General features: G+C 59.3%; 5 protein-coding genes. 1 reads left to right on the top strand and 4 read right to left on the bottom strand.

Translation table 11 applies throughout. The features are described 5' to 3' along the window. Nucleotides 1-87: 87 nt before the first annotated feature. Nucleotides 88-1326, top strand: coding sequence for an MFS transporter (locus QMG93_RS12415; protein ID WP_281936816.1), 1239 nt, complete (start codon nt 88-90; stop codon nt 1324-1326). A 109-nt stretch (nt 1327-1435) separates the two neighbouring features. On the opposite strand, the gene QMG93_RS12420 is transcribed toward QMG93_RS12415, so the two are convergent. The 4 genes from QMG93_RS12420 to QMG93_RS12435 all read right to left on the bottom strand — a co-directional run. Then, the gene (locus tag QMG93_RS12420) at nt 1436-1948 is read right to left on the bottom strand and encodes an acyl-CoA thioesterase (RefSeq protein ID WP_108530503.1); all 513 of its coding nucleotides are present in this window, start codon (nt 1946-1948) and stop codon (nt 1436-1438) included. Nucleotides 1949-1969: 21 nt separating this feature from the next. Then, complete coding sequence (locus tag QMG93_RS12425) at nt 1970-2878, bottom strand: 5'-3' exonuclease (RefSeq protein WP_281936819.1); 909 nt, start codon at nt 2876-2878, stop codon at nt 1970-1972. A 189-nt stretch (nt 2879-3067) separates the two neighbouring features. Beyond that, nucleotides 3068-13987 carry a non-ribosomal peptide synthetase gene (locus QMG93_RS12430; protein ID WP_281936820.1) on the bottom strand — a complete coding sequence of 3640 codons (10920 nt, stop codon included), beginning with the start codon at nt 13985-13987 and terminating at the stop codon, nt 3068-3070. Between the two features lie 188 nt (nt 13988-14175). Next, nucleotides 14176-23833 (bottom strand): non-ribosomal peptide synthetase (locus QMG93_RS12435; protein WP_281936822.1); only part of this gene is annotated, 9658 nt, incomplete at its 5' end.

The following is a 23833-nucleotide window of genomic DNA, read 5'->3' on the forward strand; positions in this document are numbered from 1 at the left end:
AAAAATTGCTCGGACGTTAAGCAATTTTTGCGGCGACTTCGTCCGCCTCCTCCCTTAAGATTAGAAAGAAAAAAAGGATAGGTGCCTATGAACGCTAAAGACACGTTAAGCAAAACCGCCTCGGCCGGCATGCTTGCGCTGACCGGGGTCAGCCTGGCGCATCTGCTGAATGACGCGATGCAGTCCGCCATCCCCGCGGTATTTCCGATCTTCCAGCAATCGATGCAGCTCAGCTTCGCGCAAATCGGCTGGATCGCCTTCGCCCTGAACGTCACGGCCTCCGTATTGCAGCCGCTGGTCGGCTATTACACCGACAAGCGTCCGACGCCGCTGCTGCTTCCGGCAGGCATGGTTTTCTCGCTGCTCGGCATGATCGGGTTCGCCTATTCGGCCAATTGGTGGTTGCTGATTGCCTCCGCCTTGCTGCTGGGCGTCGGCTCGTCCGTGCTGCATCCCGAATCTTCGCGGGTTGCCCACCTTGCCTCCGCCAAAGGAAGAGGACTCGCCCAATCGATCTTTCAGGTCGGGGGCAACACCGGACAGGCGCTGGCTCCCTTAATCGTCGCCTGGCTCGTGGTGCCTCAAGGACAACGGGGGCTGCTCTTGTTTTCGTTTGCCGCCGTACTGGGAATCGTGCTGCAGGGTATCGTCTCGGGCTGGTACCGGCGTCATCTTGCCGCTCAGTCCGCTAAGAAACGGAGCGCATTACCGGCCGATACGAAGCCCTTGAAAAAAGGATATGTCTCCTTCGCCATCGGTTTGCTGATTGTCTTGTTGTTCTCCAAATTTGTGTATATTGCCGGCATGACCGGCTACTATGCCTTTTATTATATGGACCGGTACGGGTTGTCCTTGGAAAAGGCCCAGCTTTGCTTGTTCGTGCTGCAAGCGGCCGGCATGCTCGGGACGCTGTTCGGCGGTCCGCTTGCCGATCGTTTCGGACGGAAGCGAATCATCTGGTTTTCCATTCTCGGCACCGCGCCGTTCTCGCTGCTGCTGCCCTATGCCACGCCGTTCTGGGCCGCCGTGCTTTGCTTTATGATCGGCGCCATCCTGATGTCCGGGTTTACGGTAATTATCGTGTACGCCCAGGAGCTGCTCCCGGGGAAGGTCGGGACCGTCGCCGGGCTGTTTTTCGGATTGGCCTTCGGGCTCGGCGGGCTCGGGTCCGTCGTTCTGGGCGCGCTGATCGATAAGACGAGCATCTCCTTCGTCATTCAGCTCTGCGCCTTCCTCCCGCTGCTGGGCGTCGCAGCTCTGCTCCTGCCCAAAGACGTCGGTGCAGTCAGGCAAATCCCGGAAGCGGAGACGGTCGCGGGGGTGTGACTGCCGAATTCCGGTAAGATTAGCCTGCACTCCAAGCTAAAACAAAACAGACCTCCGGGCTGCATCGGCATCAGCAGCCTTAGGAGGTCTGTTTCATTCCTATCTTCGGTTATTCCCAAGGAAAATCCGTAATCAAATAATCCGCGAATGCTTTGCTCTGCTCACGGCGGATTCTGCGTATTTCCGCCCGGTGCTTCGCCGTTTCGTGCAGCCGCTTCTCTTCCTCCGTCTCCGGGATGACTTGCGGCACCGGAACGGGCCGCTGGTCGTCATTCAGCGCGACGAAGGTCAGGAAGGCCGTTGCCGCGATTTTCCGCTCGCCGGTAATCAGGTCCTCGGTGATGACTTTTACAAATACTTCCATCGAGCTTTTGCCGGTCCAGGTCACGAACGATTCGAGACAGACCGAGTCCGTAGGTCGCACAGGCGACAAAAAGTCGACGGAGTCGGTGGATGCGGTAACGACGTTTTCCCGGCAATGCTTGGAAGCCGAAATCGAAGCGATATCGTCAATATAAGCCATCAGCTTACCGCCAAACAGCGTATTGTGATTGTTGACATCGGTCGGGAATACCCGGGAAGTTTTGTAGCATCGCGATTGTTTGGCATATTGTTGTTCCATAAGTTCAGCCGCCTCTTTTCATTATCCGATCAATTTCATTAATCCCCTGAATTCCAGCTCTTCAAACTTGCTCAGGACCGTTTGCCGGTCCATTTCCCAGTAGCAGCTTTCCAGCGCGCAGGCGACAGGCGCTTCGCAGCAGATCGTCGCAAGACTTCGCGAGAGATGCAGCATATCGAGCTGCGTTTCGATTTTGGAGCGGACGCCCTTCGGCAGCAGCGCCAGATTTTCCAAAATCCCTTCGATCGATTCGTACTCCACCAGCAGCTTGAGCGCCGTCTTTTCTCCGATGCCTTTGACGCCGGGGTAATTATCCGCCGTGTCGCCCATAAGCCCTTTGAGATCGATAAATTGCTTCGGTGTCAGCTGCATTTCCTCAAGCAACGATTCCGGGCTGTAGACGGCGTAATTGCCTTGGCCCTTCTTCATAATCACGACCCGCACCCGCTCGGCCACAAGCTGCAGCATATCGTGATCTCCCGTCAGTATGTATACTTCCGCGTCCTGACTATAGTGCTTCGCCAGCGTGCCGATGCAATCGTCAGCCTCATACCCGGTGATGCCGACGTTCACAACGCCGAAGCTGGACGTTACCTCTTTGACAAGGTCGAACTGGGGAATAAGCTCCTCCGGACATTCGACCCGGTTCGCTTTGTATTCCGTGAATTGCTCGCTGCGGAACGTTTTGCTCCCCATGTCCCAGCAGCATACGATGTGCGTCGGCTCAAACCGCTGCACCGCATCCCAAAAATATTTCACGAATCCGAATACGGCGTTCGTCGGCATCCCGGCGCTCGTCTTCATAATATATCCGCTGTAGGAAGTGGCATAAAAAGCGCGGAACAGCAAGGCCATTCCGTCGACGAGCAGAACCCGCGGAAGCGTCGCATTGTTATCGTGTATATCGTTTGTTTCCTTCAACTGCTCCAAGCTTCATCTCTCCCATGAACCGTTATTCCTTCATCATTATAGCACAGGTTCGCACGCCGGAGACGCAACGTTTGCAAATGCAAAAATCCCCAGCCTCTTTTTGACAACCATAAAAAGAATCCCGATCGATTCGCGGGCCTTATAAAGACCCACGCTCGATCAGGATTGATTTAGTTCGATAGCCGTCCGCTATACCAAATGGGACTCCACCCGGGTGCCGGACGTTTTTTCGGCGATCTGCCGCAGGATTGCTTGGATGCCTTTGATGTTTTCTTCGACGAAACCGGATTCCAGCACCTCGTCGTGATTGCCGATCAACGGATATTCCGCATAGCGTCCTTCTGTCGCCTCCTTCCATAGCAAGCGGTTGCCCTGCGCCGCATCCTCCGCGCCGGTGCCGGCGGCCACGAAGCCGTGGATGTCGGCCCGGACCGTTCCCGTATTCAGCAGCGCGTTCTTGTACATGGCGTAGTCATATATTTTTTGCTTGTACGTCTCCGTCAAAATTTGCTTGTACGGTTCGGAGATTTGCTCCAGAAGAAGATCAATTTCCCGGACCGTTTCCTCTCGGGTCAAGTCAATGATTTCGCTGCTCTTGACCGAATCGATCATGATGATGTCGGACACCGCATAGCCTTTGCTTTCCAGCGCTTTGGCCACTTCGTGCGCCAGATTGCCTCCTGACGAGTAGCCGAGCAGGACGTAAGGCTGCTTGTCTTGAATGCTGACGATATGCTCCACGTAGCGCTCCAGCAGCTCCTCCTCATGCCCGCAGTTCTGGATGAAATCGAGGCCGTAGACGACGCACCGGTCTTCCAGCAGTCTGGCCATCTCGGCAAAAGCAAGGCCGTAACCGATCATCGGAGGGAAGCAGAACAGGTTGAGCGGACCGCTCTCGTTTAACTTGACGACCGGATAACCGGCGTTCCGCTCCAGCTCGGATTTCATCAGCTCGCGCGCGAGCCCTTCGATCGTCGGCGATTCGAATACGGCGCGAATCGGCAGCTCGACGCCCGTCTCCCGATGCATTTTGCGCACCAATTCCAGCACCTTGAGCGAATGCCCTCCCAAGGCGAAGAAATTGTCCTTCACCCCAGCGCGAGTAACACCCAGCACCTCCTGCCAGATCTGCGCCAGCCGTTCTTCCGTCCCCGTGCGGGGCGCGGTATACTCCGTTCCCGTCCGTATGCTTCCGTCCGGAGCGGGCAGCGCCTTGCGGTCGATTTTTCCGCTGGAAGTTAGCGGCATCTGCTCCACAGGCACAAAATACGCCGGAACCATGTACCCCGGCAGCACCGCGGCCAAGGCATCCCGAAGCTCGCCAGCGGCAAGCTCCCGGTCCCCGGTGACATACGCGCACAGCTGCTGTCCGCCTTCATCCGCGATCGCAACGACGACGGCTTCCCGGACGGACGGCAGCTTCATCAGCTGCGCCTCCACCTCGCCAAGCTCGATCCGGTAGCCGCGGATTTTGACCTGGTCATCGATGCGGCCCGCGAATTCGATCGTGCCGTCCGGCAGCCATCTCGCCCAATCGCCCGTGCCGTACATCCGCTCGCCCGGCACGAACGGATTGGCGACAAACTTTTCCGCCGTCAGCTCCGGACGGTTCAGGTACCCATGGGCCAGCCCGTCGCCGGAAATATACAGCTGGCCCAGCACGCCTACAGGCTGCAGTTGTTGATGCCGGTTCAAAATATAGGCCGTGGTATTGTGGATCGGCTTTCCTAACGTAACCGGAGCTCCTGCTTCACATTGGCCGGCAAGCACATCGATCGTTGTCTCGGTCGGACCGTAATGGTTGTGAAGCGCGTAGCCTTTACGAACCAGCTTTTCTTTCAAGGAGTCCTCCAGCCGCTCTCCTCCGCAAATTAAGACACGCAGGGAAGGGTGCATCTCTTCGTCTTCCTCGGCCAGAAACTCCCGCATGAGCGCTTGGGGAAGATCCAGGATTTGGATTTCATTGGCAGCTATATAATCCAAAAGACGCCGCTTGCTCAAAAGTGTCTCCTTGCGGATAACGTGCAGCTCGCCGCCGTGCAGCAGCATGCCGAACATTTGCTCCACGCTGGGATCGAACGTATATTCCGCCGTCAAAATCATGCGCGGCCGGACTTGTCCGAAATACCGGGCATGGAACCAATGGATTGTATTGATGACGCTGCGGTGCGCGACCATAACCCCTTTAGGCTGCCCCGTCGTTCCCGACGTATAGAGCACGTAGATCAGGCCGTCCGGCCCGCTGGCATGCTCCAGATTCGAACCGTCGTCTCCGTAGGCCTGCGGGTCGTCCAGCGCGATGATTTTGCCGCCAAAAGATACCCGCTCCTGCAAACGGTCTTGCAGCAGCAAAAGCTGTGCGCCCGAGTCTTCCAGCATGTAGCGAATCCGTTCCTCCGGATATTCAGGATCGATCGGCACATAAGCGCCTCCGGCTTTGAGAATCGCCAGTACGCCGACGATCATCTCAAGTGAGCGCTCCGCCATAATCGCAACAAGCTTGTCCGGCTGCACGCCTTGGGCCCGCAGCGTATGCGCCAACCGGTTCGCCCGCTCGTTCAGCTCGCGGTAAGTCAGCCGCTCATCTTCCCAGACGACCGCCGTCCGGTCCGGCGTACGCGCCGCCTGCTCTTCGAACAGGCTGTGCACGGTCCGCTCCCGCGGATAATCCGCCGCCGTCTCGTTGAACGCCCGGGCGAGCCGCTCCTTTTCCTCCGGCGTCGCCAGCTCCAGCTCGCTCACGCGAAGGTGCGGGTTCTCCGTGACCTGCTCCAGAACATAGACAAAATGCCCCTGAATCCGACGAATATCGTCCATATCGTAGGCCAGCGTATTGTAGCCGAAGCTCACCCGGATCTCTTCGCCCGGCAGCACCACCAGGTTGAAGTCGTAATTCGTCTGCTCGAATACCGACACGTTGGCGATCTCAAAAGCGGCCTCCTCCTCGGGGCTTCCGAGCTGCTCCACCTGCTCCTCTACGGGGTAGTTTTCGAATACCATAATGTGGCTGATCAAATCGTGCTTTTGCTCAGTCAGCGCCTGAATCTCGAACAGCGGATACGTATCGTAGGCGTTGGAGGCCAGCGCTTGCTCCTGGGTCCTTCTCATCGCTTCCGCGAATGTCTCTTCCGCCTCGCAGCGGATGCGCACCGGGATCGTGTTGATAAACAAGCCGACGATCCCTTCCACTCCTTGAATATCCGATGGCCTGCCCGATACGACGCTGCCGAACACGGCGTCTCCGCTGTTGTTGTACTTTTGCAAAACGACACCCCACGCGGTCTGCATCAGCGTATTCACGGTCACCTGATGCTTCTTCGCCGTCCGGTTCATCCGCTCGGTGAGCGACTTGCCCAGCCCGCAGCTCCATTCGCCCGGACCATAGCCCTCCGCCTCGCGTGGCTTCGTTCGCGGCAGCGCCGTCCGCTGCTCGCAGCCGGACAAGTAATCGCGCCAATAGGCGGCGGCCGCCTCGCCGTCCTGAGCTTCCAGCCATTCGATAAAGCGACTGTACGGTACCGCGGGGGCAAGCTCGGGCTGTCTTTGCTCCCGGATGGCGTTATAGCCTTCGAACACTTCCTTGTTCACCAGAGACAGGCACCAGCCATCCATGACGATGTGATGGAAGCTCCAGACAAAGCGGTACGCCCGTTCCCCGGTACGCAGGATCGATACGCGAATCAGCATGTCCCGGCTCAGGTCGAAGCCTTTTGCCTTGTCCGCGATTTCAAAAGCTTGTACATAATCGCTGCACTCCGCTTCCTCCATCCCGCGCAAGTCCTCGTAGTGGAAGCCGCAGTCCCTGCGCCGGTAGACGACCTGCAGCGGCTCCGTTCCCCGGTCGGTATAAAAATTGGTCCGCAGCGCCCCGTGCCGGCGTACCAGCAAGTTCAAGCTTTGGGCAAAAGCCTCGACGTCGAAGCTTCCCTGCAGATCGTAGGTCACCTGTTCGAAATAAGCCGACGATTGCCGGTCGAATTGGCTGTAGAACAGCATTCCTTTCTGCATCGGAGTGAGCGCGTACACGTTCTCGATCTCACCGGCGGCTCCCGCCTGTTCCGCAAGCCGATCCAGCTCTTCGATGGTTAGCCTTTTATACGAAATGTCGCTCGGCGTCAGCTCCGGCCGCTCCTTAGAAGCGCAATGTTCAACGACTTCCCGCAAGCTCGCTTCCAACAGCCCGGCCAGCCGCTCCATCGTTTCCTTGCGGTACGTTTGGCCGCTGTAGCTGATTGTCAGCTCAAGCACGCCGCCCGAGATCATGCCGTTAATATCGAGCGTATAGGCTCTGACCATGCTCGGGCCGATCGGCGCACCGCTGGAATAAGGGGAGGCGTGAAGCGCATTGCCCTCCATATCCTGGTCGAACTGCCCCAAATAGTTAAAGCTGATCTCCGGCCGCACCGCGAACGCTTCGCCCTCCCGGGGGGCCGACAAATAGCGGAGGATTCCGTAGCCAATCCCCTTTTGCGGAATTTGGCGCAGCCCTTCCTTGACCCGCTTGATCCGTTGCGGCACATCTTGACCCGCGCCCATTTCCAGCACGACCGGAAACTGGGTCGTAAACCAGCCTACGGTGCGCGTAATATCGACGTCCGGAAAAATGGCTTCCCGCCCATGGCCTTCCAGATTGACGAGCACCCGTTCCATCCCGGTCCACCGGTGAACGGCCATACCCACGGCCGTGAGCAGCAAATCGTTCACTTCGGTGTTGTAAGCGCGGTGCGCCTGCTTGAGCAACTGCTCCGTTTCCAGCGCCGTCCATACCGCTGTAACGGCTTCGCTTTCCGCGAGGAGCGGCCTGCTCTGCCGATCCGGCGGCTCGTCCTTAGGCAGCGGCTCGTACCCGGCCTGCGCGATATGCCGCCAATAGGCTCGTTCGCGCTCCATGGCCGGGCCGTCGGCATAAAGGGACAGCCGCTCCGCCCACAGCCGGAACGAATCCGTCTTGTGCGGGAGGCGGATCGTCTCGCCTTGGCCGGCTTGCTCGTAGGCGCTCGCCAGATCCTCGAACAGAATGCGCCAGGACACCCCGTCCACGACCAAATGGTGAATGACGATCAGCAGATGGTCTCCGTCCGCGCAGCGGAACAGTCCCAGCTTCATGAGCGGTCCGTCGCTCAGGTCGATGCCGCTTTGAATCTCGTTCGCCTTCGCTTCGATCGCCGCTGCGCAGTCCGCTTCGCCCATGAAATCGGCGATGTCCAGCGTGAATGGCTCGCCCTCGTCAACGCCCCGGTTCCATGCGGCGTAACCGCCGTTTTCTGTCCTGTGGTACACGGTACGCAGCGCGTCGTGATGCCCGACGATATGGCGCATTGCCTGACGGAGCGCCACTTCGTCGAAGCCGTCCTTCCGGTAAAACATCACCGCCTGGTTAAAATGATGCGGCTCAGCCGGCTCCTGCCCGAAATACCAATGCTGAATCGGCGTCAGCTTCACGCTGCCCGCAACTTCCCCTTGGTCGGCGATGCGGCTTACCGGCTGCACGACTCCGCTGAGCCCGGCTATGGTCGGGAATTGGAACAAGTCTTTCATTTCCAGCTTGTAGCCCGCTTGGAACAACCGGGAGGAAATTTGAATCGATTTAATCGAATCGCCCCCGAGATCGAAGAAGTTGTCCATAATTCCAACCGTTTTAACTCCCAAGACCGACTGCCATACCGACGCCAGCGTCTGCTCAATGTCGGTCCGCGGGGCCACATATTCCGTTCCCGTCTGGACGTTTCCTTCCGGCGCCGGCAGCGCCCGGCGGTCCACTTTGCCGTTCGGCGTCAGCGGAATCCGCTCCACCTGCACGAAATACGACGGTACCATGTATCCCGGCAGCTCCTGGGACAGCGCGCTGCGCATCTCACTTGCGCTCAACTCGGCTTCCGCCGCAAAGTACGCACACAGCTGCTTCTGCCCCTGCTCGTCCTCCCGCGCGATCACGACCGCTTCCCGCACGCCTTCCACGCGCAGCAGTTGTGCTTCCACCTCGCCCAGCTCGATCCGGTACCCCCGGATTTTCACCTGCTCATCGATCCGGCCTTTGTACTCCAGCGTCCCGTCTGCGCGCCAGCACACCAAGTCTCCCGTCCGGTAGCAGCGCTCTCCCTCGCGCACCGGGCTCGCGATAAACTTCTCCGCCGTCAGCTCCGGGCGGTTCAGGTAGCCCCGCGCCACCCCGTCTCCGCCGACGATCAGCTCGCCCCACGCTCCGACCGGCTGCAGCTTCATCTCCCGATCGACCACATAAGCCGTCGAATTTGCAATCGGACGGCCGATCGGCACCGCTTCCGTCTGCTCCCCTACAATCGCATGCGTCGTCGAGAACGTCGTATTTTCCGTCGGACCGTAGCCGTTGACCAAACTCAGCTCCGGATTGTCCCGCACCACCCGGTTGATGTGCGATACCGACAGCACGTCCCCGCCTACGATCAGCGTCTTCATGCTCCCGAACAGTCGGCTGTTCTGCTGCGTCAATTGGTTAAACAACGGCGCAGTCAGCCACATCGTCGTGATGCCGCACTGCCGGATCGCTTCCTCCAGCCGGTCCGCATTCAAAATCACGTCACTGCCGACCAAATACAGCTGCCCGCCGTTCAGCAGCGCTCCCCAGATTTCAAACGTCGACGCGTCGAATACGACAGCTCCCGTCTGCAAAATGCGCGTCGTTTCGTCCAATCGCACGTAATTCGTATTTTTTACTAACCGGACCACGTTGCGGTGCTCGACCATGACGCCCTTCGGCTTGCCCGTCGTTCCCGACGTATAGATCACATAGGCCAGATCTTCCGGCCCGCTTACCGACTCCATGTTCGAGCCATCGTCATGATAAGCTCCTTCATCGCTCAGGTCGACGACCGTTCCCGCAAAGTCCGTGCGCACAAGTTCCCGCCGCTGCGTCAGCAGCAGCTTGGCCCCCGAATCGTCCAGCAGGTAGCGGATGCGCTCCTCCGGATAGTCCGGATCGACCGGGACGTACGCGCCTCCGGCCTTCAAAATCGCCAACACCCCGACCACCATCTCAACGGAACGCTCGGCCAAAATGGCGACAGGCTCGTCGCGCTCTACCCCTGCGGCCCGCAGTGTCCGCGCCAGACGGTTCGCCCGCTCGTTCAGCTCGCGATAGGTTAGCTTCGCGTCTTCGCACACGACCGCCGTCTGCTCCGGCGTCCGCTCCGCCTGTGCTTCGAACAGCGCGCCGATGCTCTGTTCCCGCGGATAATCCGCCGTCGTAGCGTTGAATTGCTCGACAATTTGCGCTTTGTCCTGAGGCGTCGCGATCTGGATCGCCGATAGGGTTGTTTGCGGATCGGCGATAACCGCATCGACAAGCCGGATCAAGTGCTCCGCCATCCGTTCCACGGTCTCCCGCTTGTAAAGCGCGGTGGCGTATTCGAAGCCGCAGCCGATCGTCTCCCCATCCTCAGACGCGTGAAAGCTCAAGTCGAACTTCGCCACCGTGTGCTCCTGCGGATAAGGGGCCAATTGCAGACCGTCGATCCGCTGCTCCTTTTGCTCCGTATTTTGCAGCACGAACAACGTATCGAACAGCGGGTTGCGGCTCATATCCCTCGGGATATTAAGCTTTTCAACCAGTTCTTCGAACGGGTAATCCTGATTTTCGTAAGCGTGCAGCGCATGTTCTCTGACGTCCTGCAAATAAGCGAGGAACGTCTTCTCCCCTGACGGATAATTGCGGATCGCCAAAGTGTTGACGAACATGCCGATCAAGCCGCCCAAGTCCGCATGCGGCCGGCCAGCAATCGGGGTCCCGACCACGATATCCTCCTGCCCGCTGTATTTGCCGAGCAATGCGGTATACGCCGCAAGCAGCACCATGTACAGCGTCGTCCCGTTTTGCGCCGCAAGCCGCCGAAGTCCTTCGCTTTGTCCGCGGTTAAGGACAAACTCAAATACGCTGCCGCTAAAGCTCCGTACCGCAGGACGCGCGTAATCGGTAGGCAAGTCGAGCACGGGTAGCTCCCCGGAGAAAACATCCAGCCAATAGCTCTCCTGTCGGCGGTAACGATCGCTTTGTTTTTGTCCCTGCTGCCATACGGCATAATCCTTATACTGAATCGCAAGCGGCGGCAAGTCCTCCCGTCCGTACAATCGGACAAACTCTTGAACAAGAACGCCTATGGACGTTCCGTCGGAAATAATATGATGCATGTCGAACATTAGAATATGCCGATCCTGCCCGGTTTCGATCAGCCCGGCCCGGAACAGCGGAGCCTGCGTCAGATCGAATGGACGCACAAACCGTTGCACGAGCCCGGCGGCTTCTTCTTCACCGGCTTGCATGAACTCGACGGAAAAACCGACCTCTTGATGCACCCGTTGAACCGGTTCGCCGCCATTGACCGTGTCAAAGCTGGTGCGCAGCGTTTCGTGACGCGCAATGAGACGGCGGAACGTCTCCTCCATCCGGGCGCGGTCGAGCGGCCCGTCCAGCTTCATCACGCCCGGCATATTGTAACTGAGCCCGGCGCCGGAAAACTGCTGCAGCAGGTACATCCGTTTTTGGGCCGAGGACACCGGATAATAGTCACTCTCTGCGACAACCGATATGGAGGCGTACGCAGTTTGTTCCATCGCTTCGATCACCTGCGCAAGCTGTTCGATGGTCGGATGCTGGAACACATCGCGAAGCTGCACGTTCTTCTGCATTTCTTTTTGAATGATCGAAACGAGGTTGGTCGCCCGCAAAGAATGCCCTCCGAGATCAAAGAAATTATCTTTGATCCCTACGACCGAAAGCTCCAGCACATTTTTCCAAATGTCGGCCAACTGCGCTTCCAGCATCGTTCGCGGTGCCACGAATTCAGTTCCCGTCTGAACGCTTCCTTTCGGCGCGGGCAGCGCTCTGCGGTCCACTTTGCCGTTCGGTGTCAGCGGAATCCGCTCCATCTGCACGAAATACGACGGCACCATGTAGCCCGGCAGTTCCTGCGACAGCGCGCTGCGTATTTCACTTGCGCTCAACTCAGCTTCCGCCGCAAAGTACGCACACAGCTGCTTCTGCCCCTGCTCGTCCTCCCGCGCGATCACGACCGCTTCCCGCACGCCTTCTACGCGCAGCAGCTGCGCTTCCACCTCGCCTAGTTCAATCCGGTAGCCCCGGATTTTCACCTGCTCGTCGATCCGCCCTTTGTACTCCAGCGTCCCGTCCTCACGCCAGCGCGCTAGGTCTCCCGTCCGGTAGCAGCGCTCTCCCTCGCGCACCGGGCTGGCGGTAAACTTCTCCGCCGTCAGCTCCGGGCGGTTCAAGTAGCCGCGCGCCACCCCGTCTCCGCCGACGATCAGCTCGCCCCACGCTCCGACCGGCTGCAGCTTCATCCCGCGGTCGACCACATAAGCCGTCGAATTCGCGATTGGGCGGCCGATCGGCACCGCTTCCGTCTGCTCGCCGACAATCGCATACGTCGTCGAGAACGTCGTATTTTCCGTCGGACCGTAGCCGTTGATCAGACTCAAACCCGGATTGTCCCGCAGCACCCGGTTGATATGCGGCACCGACAGCACGTCCCCGCCCACGATCAGCGTCTTCATGTCTCCAAACAGACGGCTGTTCTGCTGCGTCAGCTGATTGAACAACGGCGCGGTCAGCCACATCGTCGTGATTCCATACTGCCGGATCGCTTCTTCCAGCCGGTCCGCATTCAAAATCACGTCGCTGCCGACCAAATACAGCTGACCGCCGTTCAGCAGCGCTCCCCAGATTTCAAACGTTGACGCGTCGAATACGACAGCCCCCGTCTGCAAAATGCGCGTCGTTTCGTCCAACCGTACGTAATTCGTATTTTTTACTAACCGGACCACATTGCGGTGCTCGACCATGACGCCCTTCGGCTTGCCCGTCGTTCCCGACGTATAGATCACGTACGCCAGATCCTCCGGCCCGCTCACCGGCTCCAGATTCGAAGCGTCGCCGTGATAAGCTCCTTCGTCGCCTAGGTCAACGACCGTTCCGGCGAAGTCCGTGCGCAGCAGCTCCCGGCGCTGCGTCAGCAGCAGCTTGGCGCCCGAATCGTCCAGCAGGTAGCGGACGCGCTCCTCCGGGTAGTCCGGGTCGACCGGGACGTACGCGCCTCCAGCCTTCAAAATCGCCAACACCCCGATCACCATCTCGACGGAACGCTCGGCCATGATCGCGACCGGCTCGTCACGCTCTACTCCTGCGGCCCGCAGCGTCCGCGCCAGACGGTTCGCCCGTTCGTTCAGCTCGCGATAGGTCAACTTCGCGTCTTCGCACACGACCGCCGTCTGCTCCGGCGTCCGCTCCGCCTGCTCCTCGAACAGCGCGCCGATGCTCTGTTCCCGCGGATAGTCCGACGACGTGGCGTTGAATTGCCCAACAATCTGCGCTTTCTCGTCCTCCGTTAACACGTCCGCATCCTGAAGCCGAAGCTCCGGCTGGAATAACACTGCAGCAAAAAAACGATTCAGCCGATTCGTAAACCTCGCAATCGTCTCTTCCTTATAGTGCTGCCCGTCGTAAGACACGCTTAAGCGTATCATCCCTTGATCCAGTTCAAATTGAAGCTCCAGTTCGGCCGCCGCATGTTCCTTGTAGTCGTTCCGATGCAGGCTTTTCATCGCAACGACCGTATGGATGACGGGAACGCCCTCCGAATCGTGCGGCACATGCAGTTGATCGATGTAATTCCAGAAAGGAAAATTTTGGTGTTCGATCGCTTCGCCAACGGACGATTTAATCTGGGCCAGCAGCGCTTTAAAAGCGGTCTGATGATTAACGTTAGTTTTCAAAAGAAGCAATGGGTTGATTAACGGAGTTCCCTGATTCGCGTCCGCGGCCGCCGGGACGGCGACCACCACATTTTCCTCGCCCGTATACGTATACAGCAAGCTCTTGATCCCCGCCAAAAGAACGATAAACGCGGCCCACGGCGATCCGCCGGTGATGGACATCAGCCTTTGGGACAAATCCGGCGGCAGCGAACCGGAAAACATGCGGAGGCCGCCTGTTCCGAGCCCTGAGCCAGTCTCACCGTTCAAAACGGGCCCAATCCGGTCGTAAGGCAGGCAAGCGATATGATCCTCACCCTCAAACTTGCCGCTCCAGTAAGCTTTTTCCTTTTCAAATAAGGCTGTCAATTGCATCCCTCCTGCTTTATTTCGGACAACGGGCAACCGGATGGGTTGGATACGGCCGGATAATACTTTACGAGTGTGCGCCGCGGAATCATCCGTAAACACACACTCGTAAAGCCGGCATAAACGGCCCCGCCCAAGTAGAAACAGGGCGCGTCTGTCAAGAAATCAGATTGTACGTCTGTCTGTAATCAGAACACAAAGTCGATCGAATCCAGTACATCCGCTTTCGGCTTCACGTGACCCGATACGCTAATCTCGCTCAAGGCCAGTTCCGGATTCGCGCCGATCTCGGACAAAATCGTCAAGAAATCACCGGTCAACCGTTCGATGACGCTCTTGCCGAACAGCTTGGTGCAATATTCGAATGATCCTCGAATCTCGCCTTCTTCCGCGCTCATCGACAAGGTCAGATCGAATTTAGCTGTGGTGTGGTCCTGCCCGTACGGGGTGAAGGACAGCTTATCGAGCTTCGCCTCCTGCGTTTCCATATTGCGCACGATAAACATCGTATCAAACACCGGATTGCGGCTCGCGTCCCGCTTCACCTTCAGCTTCTCTACCAGCTCCTCAAACGGATAGTCCTGATGCTCGAACGCTTGTAGCGTGCGCTCCTTGACCTCTAGCAAATATTCGTAGAACGTTCTGTCATTCCGCGGATAATTGCGGATCGCCAACGTTCCGACGAACATCCCGATGAGCGGCTCCAGCTCCGCCGACAACCGGCCGGCAACCGGCGTACCGACGATCAGATCCTCCTGCCCGCTGTACTTCGAAAGCAGGACCGTGTAGGCCGCCATGAGCACCATATACATGGTGCTGCCGGTATCCGCTGCAAGCCGGTGCAGCGACGCCGCCACGGCCGGCTCGACGGCAAAGTCGAGCAGCGCGCCTTCGAAGCTCCGCACCGGAGGCCTCGGGTAAGCGACCGGCAGATCAAGCACGGGCAGTTCGCCCGCCAACGTTACAAGCCAGTAGTTCTCGCGCCGCAGGTAACGCTCGCTCTGCGTCTCCTGCTGCTGCCATACGGCGTAATCCTTATACTGAATCCGCAGCGGCGGCAGCTCTTCGCCTTCGTACAGCTGCGCAAGCTCCTGCACGATAATTCCCGCCGATACGCCATCCGAAATCAGATGGTGCATATCGTACATCAAAAGATGCCGTTCCGGCTCAAGCTCGATCAGGCCTGCCCGCAGCAGCGGCGCCTGCTCCAGATCGAACGGCCGTACGAACCGGCCGATATGCTTGTCCGCCTCCTCGACACCAGCCCTTACATGCTCAAGAACAAATTCCACATCCTCGTAGATTCGCTGAACGACCTCGCCGTCCACCATTTCAAAGCCGGTGCGTAAGGTCTCATGACGGGCGATCAGCTTGCGGAACGCGTCTTCCAGCTTATGGCGGTCAAGAGGCCCTTCGACCTTCATCACGCCCGGCATGTTGTAGCTGGTCTCTCCGCCTTGCACATGACTCAGCATGTACAATCGTTTCTGCGCGGAGGAAGCCGGATAATACTCGCGCTTGTCGGCAGCCGGAATGAAGGTGTAAGCTTGCTGTTCCATTCCTGCAATGGACTGCGCCAACTGCTCGACTGTCGGGTAATGGAATACGTCGCGCAGCGGCACCTTGACCTGCAGCTCTTGATGTATTTTCGCCACCAGCGTCGTTGCCCGAAGCGATTGTCCGCCGATGTCGAAGAAGTTGTCCTGCACGCCGACTCTCGGCAGCTTCAGCACGTCCTGCCAGATTTGCGTCAGCCTCGCTTCCAGCGCCGTCCGTGGCGCCACATACGCCGTGCCTGTTTCAACTCCGCCTTCCGGCGCCGGCAGCGCTTTGCGATCCAGCTTGCCGTTTGGTGTCAGCGGCATCCGCTCCACCTGCACGAAGTACGACGGGATCATATACCCCGGCAGCTTCGCGGCCAGCTCCGCCCGGAGCTCGACTGCAGCAAGCGGCTCGTCCGCGACGTAATACGCACACAGGTCTTTCTCGCCGCTTTCGTTCTCCCTTGCGATCACCACCGCTTCCCGGACCGCAGCCACGCTCATCAAGCCGCTTTCCACCTCGCCCAGCTCGATCCGGTACCCCCGGATTTTCACCTGATGGTCGATCCGGCCCATATATTCGATCGTGCCGTCCGGCAGCCAGCGGGCCAAATCGCCCGTCTTGTACATCCGTCCACCGGATTCATACGGATTCTGCACAAACTTTTCTTCCGTCAGCTCCGGTCTCCGGTTGTAGCCGCGCGCTACGCCCGCTCCGCTGATGTGCAGCTCGCCTGCTACGCCGATCGGCACAAGCCGCTGCTCTGCGTCGAGTAGCCAGATCTTCTGGTTCGGTAGCGGTCGCCCGATCGGCACCGTGTCCGCCAGTTCACCGATACGCTGCGGCTCCACTTCGTAGATCGTCGAGTCGACCGTGCACTCCGTCGGCCCGTACACGTTCGTGAGCTTCACCTGCTCGCCGAATGTCGACCAGAACGACTTCACGACCTTCGTCGTCAGCGCCTCGCCGCCGATCACATAGTGCTTCGCACCGGCCGCGCCTCCGCTGGCCGCAGCCGCCTGCACCAGAATTGCCAGGTACGTCGGCGTCGCATCCGTGATGTCAATGGCATGCTCACAGAAAAACTTCAGCAGCTTGTCCCCGTCCATCCGCGTCTCTTCCGGCACGATGTGCAGCGTCAAGCCCAGCAGCAGCGCCCCGTAGATCGGCTTCACCGACATGTCGAACACGTACGGCGCCAGCTGCGCCATGTTCCGGTACTCCGGATGTGCCGCATAGATCGGCTCGAACAAGCTTAAAGTAAAGTTCACCACGCTCCGCTGCTCGATCATGACCCCTTTCGGCTGCCCCGTCGTCCCCGACGTGTAGATCAGGTAGGCCAGATTGTTCGCGCCAGATACCGGCTCCAGATTCGCGACGTCCTCCGCCGGGCCTTCGTACAGCCACGTTTCGTCCAGGCACAATACCTCGCCTTGGAACTCCGCTGCTTTGGCCTGCTGCCAGCTTTGCGTCAGCAGCAGCTTCGCTCCGCTGTCTTCCAGCACGAAGCGAATCCGGTCCTCCGGATGCTGCGGATCGATCGGCACATACGCGCCGCCCGCTTTCAGCACCGCCAGCATCCCCACGATCATCTCCGGCGACCGCTCCACCAGCATTGCCACCGGCTGATCCGCCGTCACCCCATGCGCCCGCAGCACGCGAGCCACACGGTTCGCCCGCTCGTTCAGCTCGCCGTAGGTCAGTTGCTCACCCTCGAACACCACGGCTATCCGGTCCGGCGCCCGCTCGACCTGTTCTTCGAAGACCGCATACAGCGTTTTGTTTTGCGGATAACGGTCATCCGTCGTATCGTTAAACTCCGTCTGAAGCTGAGCAGTTTCCTCCAACGTGATCATTTCCAGCTCCGCCAGCTTCGCCTGCGGGCTGTCTGCAACGGATTCAAGCAGCCGGACAAAGTGGCCCGCCATCCGTTCGACCGTTTCGCGCTTGTACAGCGCTTCGGCATACCGGAGGCTGAACTGCAGCTCATCCTCCGCCTCGGCCGCATTGAGCGTCAAGTCGAACTTCACCGCGTCGTGTCCGCTCGGGTAAGGCTTGAACGTCAAACCTTCGATGCCCAGCTCGCCGTCCTCCGTATTTTGCAGCACGAACATCGTGTCGAACAGGGGACTGCGGCTCATGTCCCGTTTCACCTGCAGCTTCTCCACCAGCTCCTCGAACGGATAATCCTGGTGCTCGTACGCCTTGAGCGCATGCTCCTTGATTTCCTGTAAGTACCCGAGGAACGTCTTCTCGCCCGCAGGATAGCTCCGCAGCGCCAGCGTGTTGACGAACATCCCGATCACCGGCTCCAGGTCCGCATGCGGACGGCCCGCAATCGGCGTGCCCACGACGACGTCTTCCTGCCCGGTATATTTGTGCAGCAGCGTCATGTAAGCCGCCAGCAGCACCATATACAGCGTCGAGCCCGTTTGCGCCGCCAGTTGGCGCAGCCGCTCGCTTCCGGCCTGACCGAGCGTAAACGTCACTGTGTCGCCCTCGAAGCTGCGCACCGCCGGTCTCGGGTAATCCGTCGGCAAGTCCAGCACCGGGAGTTCCCCGCGGAACACGTCCAGCCAGTACGCTTCCTGACGCTTCATCCACTCGCCATGCACGTCCGCCTGCTGCCACGCCGCGTAATCCTTGTACTGAATCCGCAGCGACGGCAGCTCCTCGCCCCCGTACAGCCGTACGAATTCGTCGGTCAGCACGCCCATCGACACACCGTCGGAGATGATGTGATGCATGTCGAGCATCAACAGATGACGGTCCGGGCCAAGCTGGATCAAGCCTGCGCGCAGCAGCGGCGCCTGCTCCAGATCGAACGGCCGCACGAAGCGGCGGATATGCGCTTCCGCTTCCTTCTCATCCGCCTGCGTAACTTCCAGACGGAACGGCACGTCCTCGGCGGCAACCACGCGCTGCACCGGCTCGCCGTCGATCAACCGGAAACCGGTTCGCAGCGTCTCGTGACGGGCGATCAACCGGCGGAACGCTTCTTCCACCCGCTCGCGGTCGAGCGGGCCTTCTACTGTCAGCACCGACGGCATGTTGTAGCTGAGTGCCTCTCCTTCCAACTGGTTCAGCACGTACAGCCGCTTCTGCGCCGAAGACGCCGGGTAATACTCGCTTTCGGCCGTTACTGGAATCGACGCATACGCCACCTGCTCCATCTCTTCGATCACGCGTGCCAGTTGCTCGACCGTCGGATACTCGAAGATGCTGCGCAGCGGCAGCTGCTTGTTCAGCTCTTTGTGGATTTTCGAAGCCAGCGTCGTCGCCCGCAGCGAATGTCCGCCGATGTCGAAGAAGTTTTCCTTCACTCCGACATGCGCGGTGCCCAGCACCTCCTGCCAGATCTGTACCAGCTTCGCTTCCACCCATGTCCGCGGCGCGACGTAGTCCACGCCCGTCTGCACGCTTCCTTCCGGCGCAGGCAGCGCCTTGCGGTCGATTTTGCCGTTCGGCGTCAGCGGCATTTGCTCCAGTTGTACGAAATACGACGGTACCATGTAGTTTGGCAGCTCCACCGCCAGCTCGCTTCGCAGCTCGCTTACCGCCACCTCGCAGTCCGCCACGAAGTACGCGCACAGTTGGTTTTGCCCGGAGGCGTCTTCCCGCGCGATCACGATCGTTTCTTGGACGGCGGATGCGGCCTTCATAATCTGCGCCTCTACCTCGCCCAGCTCGATCCGGTAGCCGCGGATTTTGACCTGATGGTCGATCCGGCCCAAATATTCGATGTTGCCGTCCGGCATCCATCGTGCCAAGTCCCCGGTCCGGTACATCCGCTCGCCTTCCGCGAACCGGCTCATCACGAACTTCTCCGCCGTCAGCTCCGGCCGGTGCAGATAACCTCGGGCAAGTCCCGCTCCCGCTACGCACAGCTCCCCGGCTACGCCGATCGGCAATAAGTGCCCGTGCGGGTCGACCATATAGACGCGGTGGTTCGGAACCGGACGGCCGATCGAGATCATCACGTCCGCCTTCGGATCAGTGGACACCGGCCATACAGACGTCGCCACGGAGTTCTCCGTCGGGCCGTATCCGTTGTAGTACATCACCCGGTCTTTCCATTTTTGTACCAATTCCGCTGAAGAAGCGGAGCCGGCCGTGAACAGAATGCGCAGGTCCGGCATATGGTCGGGTTCGAGATAGACCGCATAGGTCGGCGGCAGCGCTGCAATAGTGATGCCATGCTCGGCCATATACTTCTCGAACCACTCGTAGTTCAGGATCGTGTGCGACGTCGGGATATACAATGTCGCCCCGCAGAACAACGCCTGGAAAAACTCCCAGCAGGCCGCGTCGAATGAGTAGCTCGCAAACTGCACGACCTTGTCTCTCGGCCCGATGTGCAGCGTATGGTCGAAATACGTTTTCAGGTTGCACAAGCCATGGTGCTCGACCATGACCCCTTTCGGCTTGCCCGTCGTTCCCGACGTGTAGATGACATAAGCCAAATCGTCCGCTCCCGACACCGGCGTCAAGTTCGAGCCGTCTTCGCTGTACGCGTCCGCCGCATCCAGCTCCACGACGATCCCCGCGAACGCGATGCGATCCCGAAGCCCGCTTTGCAAAAGCAGCAGCTCCGCGCCCGAATCGTCCAGCATATAGCGGATACGCTCCTCCGGATATTCCGGATCGATCGGCACATACGCGCCCCCGGCTTTTAGGATGCCGACGATACCGACGATCAGGTCCAGCGACCGTTCGGTCATCAGCCCGACGAGGCGGTCTTTCGACACGCCGCGGTCCCGCAGCGTGCGCGCCAGCCGGTTCGCCCGCTCGTTCAGCTCGCGGTACGTCAGCCGCTCGCCTTCGAAGTAGACGGCGGTGTGATCCGGCGTCCGCTCCGCCTGCGCTTCGATCAAGCCGTGAATCGTCTGCTCCCGTGGATAGTCCGCCGCCGTCGCGTTGAACACATCGATGATCTGCGCTTGCTCCTGCGGCGTCACCACTTCCAGGTCGCTGACGCGGATTTGCGGATTCGCCGCGATTTGCTCCAGCACATGGATGAAATGGTACTGCATCCGTTCGATGCTATCCCCGTCATACACGAGCGCATTGTATTCGAAACGGAGCTTGACCGCTTCGCCCGGCATAACAAGCAGATTGAAGTCATAGTTCGTCTGCTCGACCATTTGCGCATCGACGATCTCGAATTGATCGCGCTCGGCGCTTCCGAGCTGCTCCACCCGTTCTTCCACAGGATAGTTTTCAAAGACCATAATATGGTTAACCAGATCCTGCTTCTGCTCCGTCAGCGCCTGAATCTCGTAGAGCGGGTACGTTTCGTAAGCTTGGGAAGCAAGCGCCTGCTCCTGACTTCTTCGCATGACGTCCGCGAACCGCTCTTCCGCCTCGCAGCGGACGCGCACCGGAATCGTATTGATGAACAAGCCGATCATGTTCTCGATGCCCGGAATTTCCGCCGGACGCCCCGATACGACGCTGCCGAACACGGCATCCTGGCTGCCGTTGTATTTATGAAGCAGCAGTCCCCATACGGTTTGCAGCAGCGTATGAAGCGTTACTCGGTGCTGCTTGGCGAGCTGATCGATCTTCCGGGTTAACGGCTTGCCGAGGTCGCAGAACGACGTCTCGAACCGCTGCCCTTCTGTCTTAACTTGCGGCTTGCCAGTCGGCAGGAGCGTCTGCTGCTCGTAGCCGGCCAGATAGCCGCTCCAATAACGCGCGGCTTCTTCCGCATCCTGCGCTTCCAGCCATTCGATGTATTGACTGTACGGCGTAACCGGAGCCAGCTCCGGCTGCTTGTGCTGCATAAGCGCGAAGTAGCTTTCGAATACTTCTCCGGTCATCAGCGCCACGCACCAGCCATCCATCAAAATATGGTGCGAACTCCACACGAACCGGTACGTCTCTTCACCCGTACGCAGAACCGACACGCGCATCAGCGGATCTTTTTCCAGATCGAAGCCTCTGACCCGGTCCTCGCGAATAAACGTATCGAGGTAAGCGGCTCGTTCGGACTCGTTCATGTCGCTCAGATCCATATAGGCGAACCCGTTGTCTTTGCTGCGGAAGACGACCTGCACCGGCTGATCCTTCCATCCGATAAAGAAGTTCGTCCGGAAAATTTCATGTCTCCGCAGCAGCAAATTCAAGCTGTTCTCAAAGACCCCTACATCCAAGCGTCCTCGCAGCTCAAACGTCGTTTGCTCGAAGTAAGCTCCCGATTGCGCGTCCAGCAAGCTGTGGAACAGCATGCCTTTTTGCATCGGCGTGAGCGCATAGACATTCTCCAGCTCTCCGATCGCTTGGGTGCGTTCCGCAAGCTGCTCCAGCTCCTCGATGGTCAATCCCCGGAGCAGGACATCGCTTGGCGTCAGCTCCGGCCGTTCTTTTGCCGCGCAGTGGGCGACGACGGTCCGCAAGCTTTCCTCCAGCAGCCCGGCCAGCCGCTCCATCGTTTCCCGGCTGTACTCCTTGCCGCTGTAGCGGATCGTCAATTGCAGCGCGCCTTCCGAAACGAGACCGTTGATGTCGAGCGCATACTGCTTGGCCGCGTTTAGGCTGAGCTCCGCGCCCGCCGGATAAGGCGATATCCCGATGGCGCTGCTTTGCACGTCCTGATCGAATTGCCCCAAATAGTTGAAGCTGATTTCCGGCTCGGTGACGAAGACGTCACCTTCCTGCCGCGCCGACAAGTATCTCAGGATGCCGTAGCCGATTCCTTTTTGCGGAATACGGTGCAGCCCTTCCTTGACCCGCTTGATCCGTTGCGTTACGTCCTTGCTTTGGCCTATATCGAGCACGATCGGAAACTGGCTTGTAAACCAGCCGACGGTGCGCGTGATATCAAGCTCGGGAAGAATAGCTTCCCGACCGTGGCCTTCCAGATTCACCAGCACCTGCTCGATGCCGCTCCATTCGTGTACGGCCATGCCGAGTGCCGTCAGCAGCAGGTCGTTCATTTCCGTGCCGTAGGCGGGGTGAGCCTTCTTCAGAAGCAGCTCCGTCTCCTGCGGCGTCCAGGCGGCCGTGACGGTCTCGCTGTCCCGGTTGAGCGATTGCGAGCCGGCGTAATCTTTCGGCAGCGGACGATAGTCGGCCCGTTCGATTTGCTGCCAATATGCCCGTTCGCGTTCCATCGCCGGTCCGTTTGCATAGAGCGCCAGCTGCTCCGCCCACGTCCGGAACGAATCCGTTTTGTGCGGGAAGCGGATCGCTTCGCCGCGAAGCGCCTGTTCGTACCCGGTCGCGATGTCCTCGAACAAAATGCGCCATGACACCCCGTCGACCACCAAATGGTGGATCGCAATCAGCAGGTGATCGCCGTCCGGGCAATGGAACAGACCAAGCTTCATGAGCGGTCCGTTATCAAGGTCGATGCCGCTCTGAATTTCGTTCGCTTTCGCTTCTACGGCTGCCGCGACATCCGCCGCGTCGCTAAAATCTAACACTTCGAGGCTGAAAAGCTCACCTTCATTGGTCCCCCGGCTCCAAGCGGTATAGCCGCTGCCGGTTGCCCGGAACACCGTACGCAGCGCGTCGTGATGCTCGGCGATCTTCTTCATCGTCACGCGCAGCGCCGCTTCGTCGAAGCCTTCCTTGCGGTACAGCATAACCGACTGGTTATGATGGTGCGCGTCGGCCAGCTTCTGCTCAAAGAACCAGAGCTGAACCGGCGTCAGCTGCATTTCTCCGACGACTTCGCTTTGATCCGCCATGCGGGTCGCAGACCGGACGCGGTGGCTCAGGTCGGCCACAGTCGGGTAGGCGAACAAGTCCTTCATGTCCAGCTTGTAGCCGGCTTGTAGCAGACGCGAAGCCACCTGCAGCGCTTTGATCGAATCGCCGCCCAACTCGAAGAAGTTGTCCAGGATGCCGACCTTTTCCACGCCCAGCACGGCCTGCCACACCGCCGCCAGCGTCTTCTCCGCCACCGTCTTCGGTGCTGCGTACGCCGCTCCCGCGCGCACACCGCCTTCCGGCTCCGGCAGCGCTTTGCGATCCACCTTGCCGTTTGGCGTCAGCGGCAAGCGCTCCAGCTTCATCATCCGCGCAGGCACCATGTGCGACGGTAGGCTTTGCTCCAGATACGCCTGCAGCTCCTCCACGCTCAGCACTTCGTCCCCTGCTGCGTAGCCCGCCAAATATTTTTGACCCCGCTCATCCGTCCGATCGATCACTACCGCCTGACGTACGCCCGCGAAGCGCAGCATCGCCGTTTCGATCTCGCCTAGCTCGATCCGGTACCCCCGGATTTTTACCTGATGGTCGATCCGGCCGATGAAGTCCACGTTGCCGTCTTCCATCCACCGCGCCAAGTCGCCCGTG

It is taken from the genome of Paenibacillus tyrphae, from assembly GCF_027925525.1.
Lineage (GTDB): Bacteria > Bacillota > Bacilli > Paenibacillales > NBRC-103111 > Paenibacillus_G > Paenibacillus_G tyrfis_B.

Bases quoted from the DNA above. Each gene is read 5' to 3' on its own strand.
- QMG93_RS12415 (WP_281936816.1), top strand. From the start codon at position 88: ATGAACGCTAAAGACACGTTAAGCAAAACCGCCTCGGCCGGCATGCTT.
- QMG93_RS12420 (WP_108530503.1), bottom strand. From the start codon at position 1,948: ATGGAACAACAATATGCCAAACAATCGCGATGCTACAAAACTTCCCGG.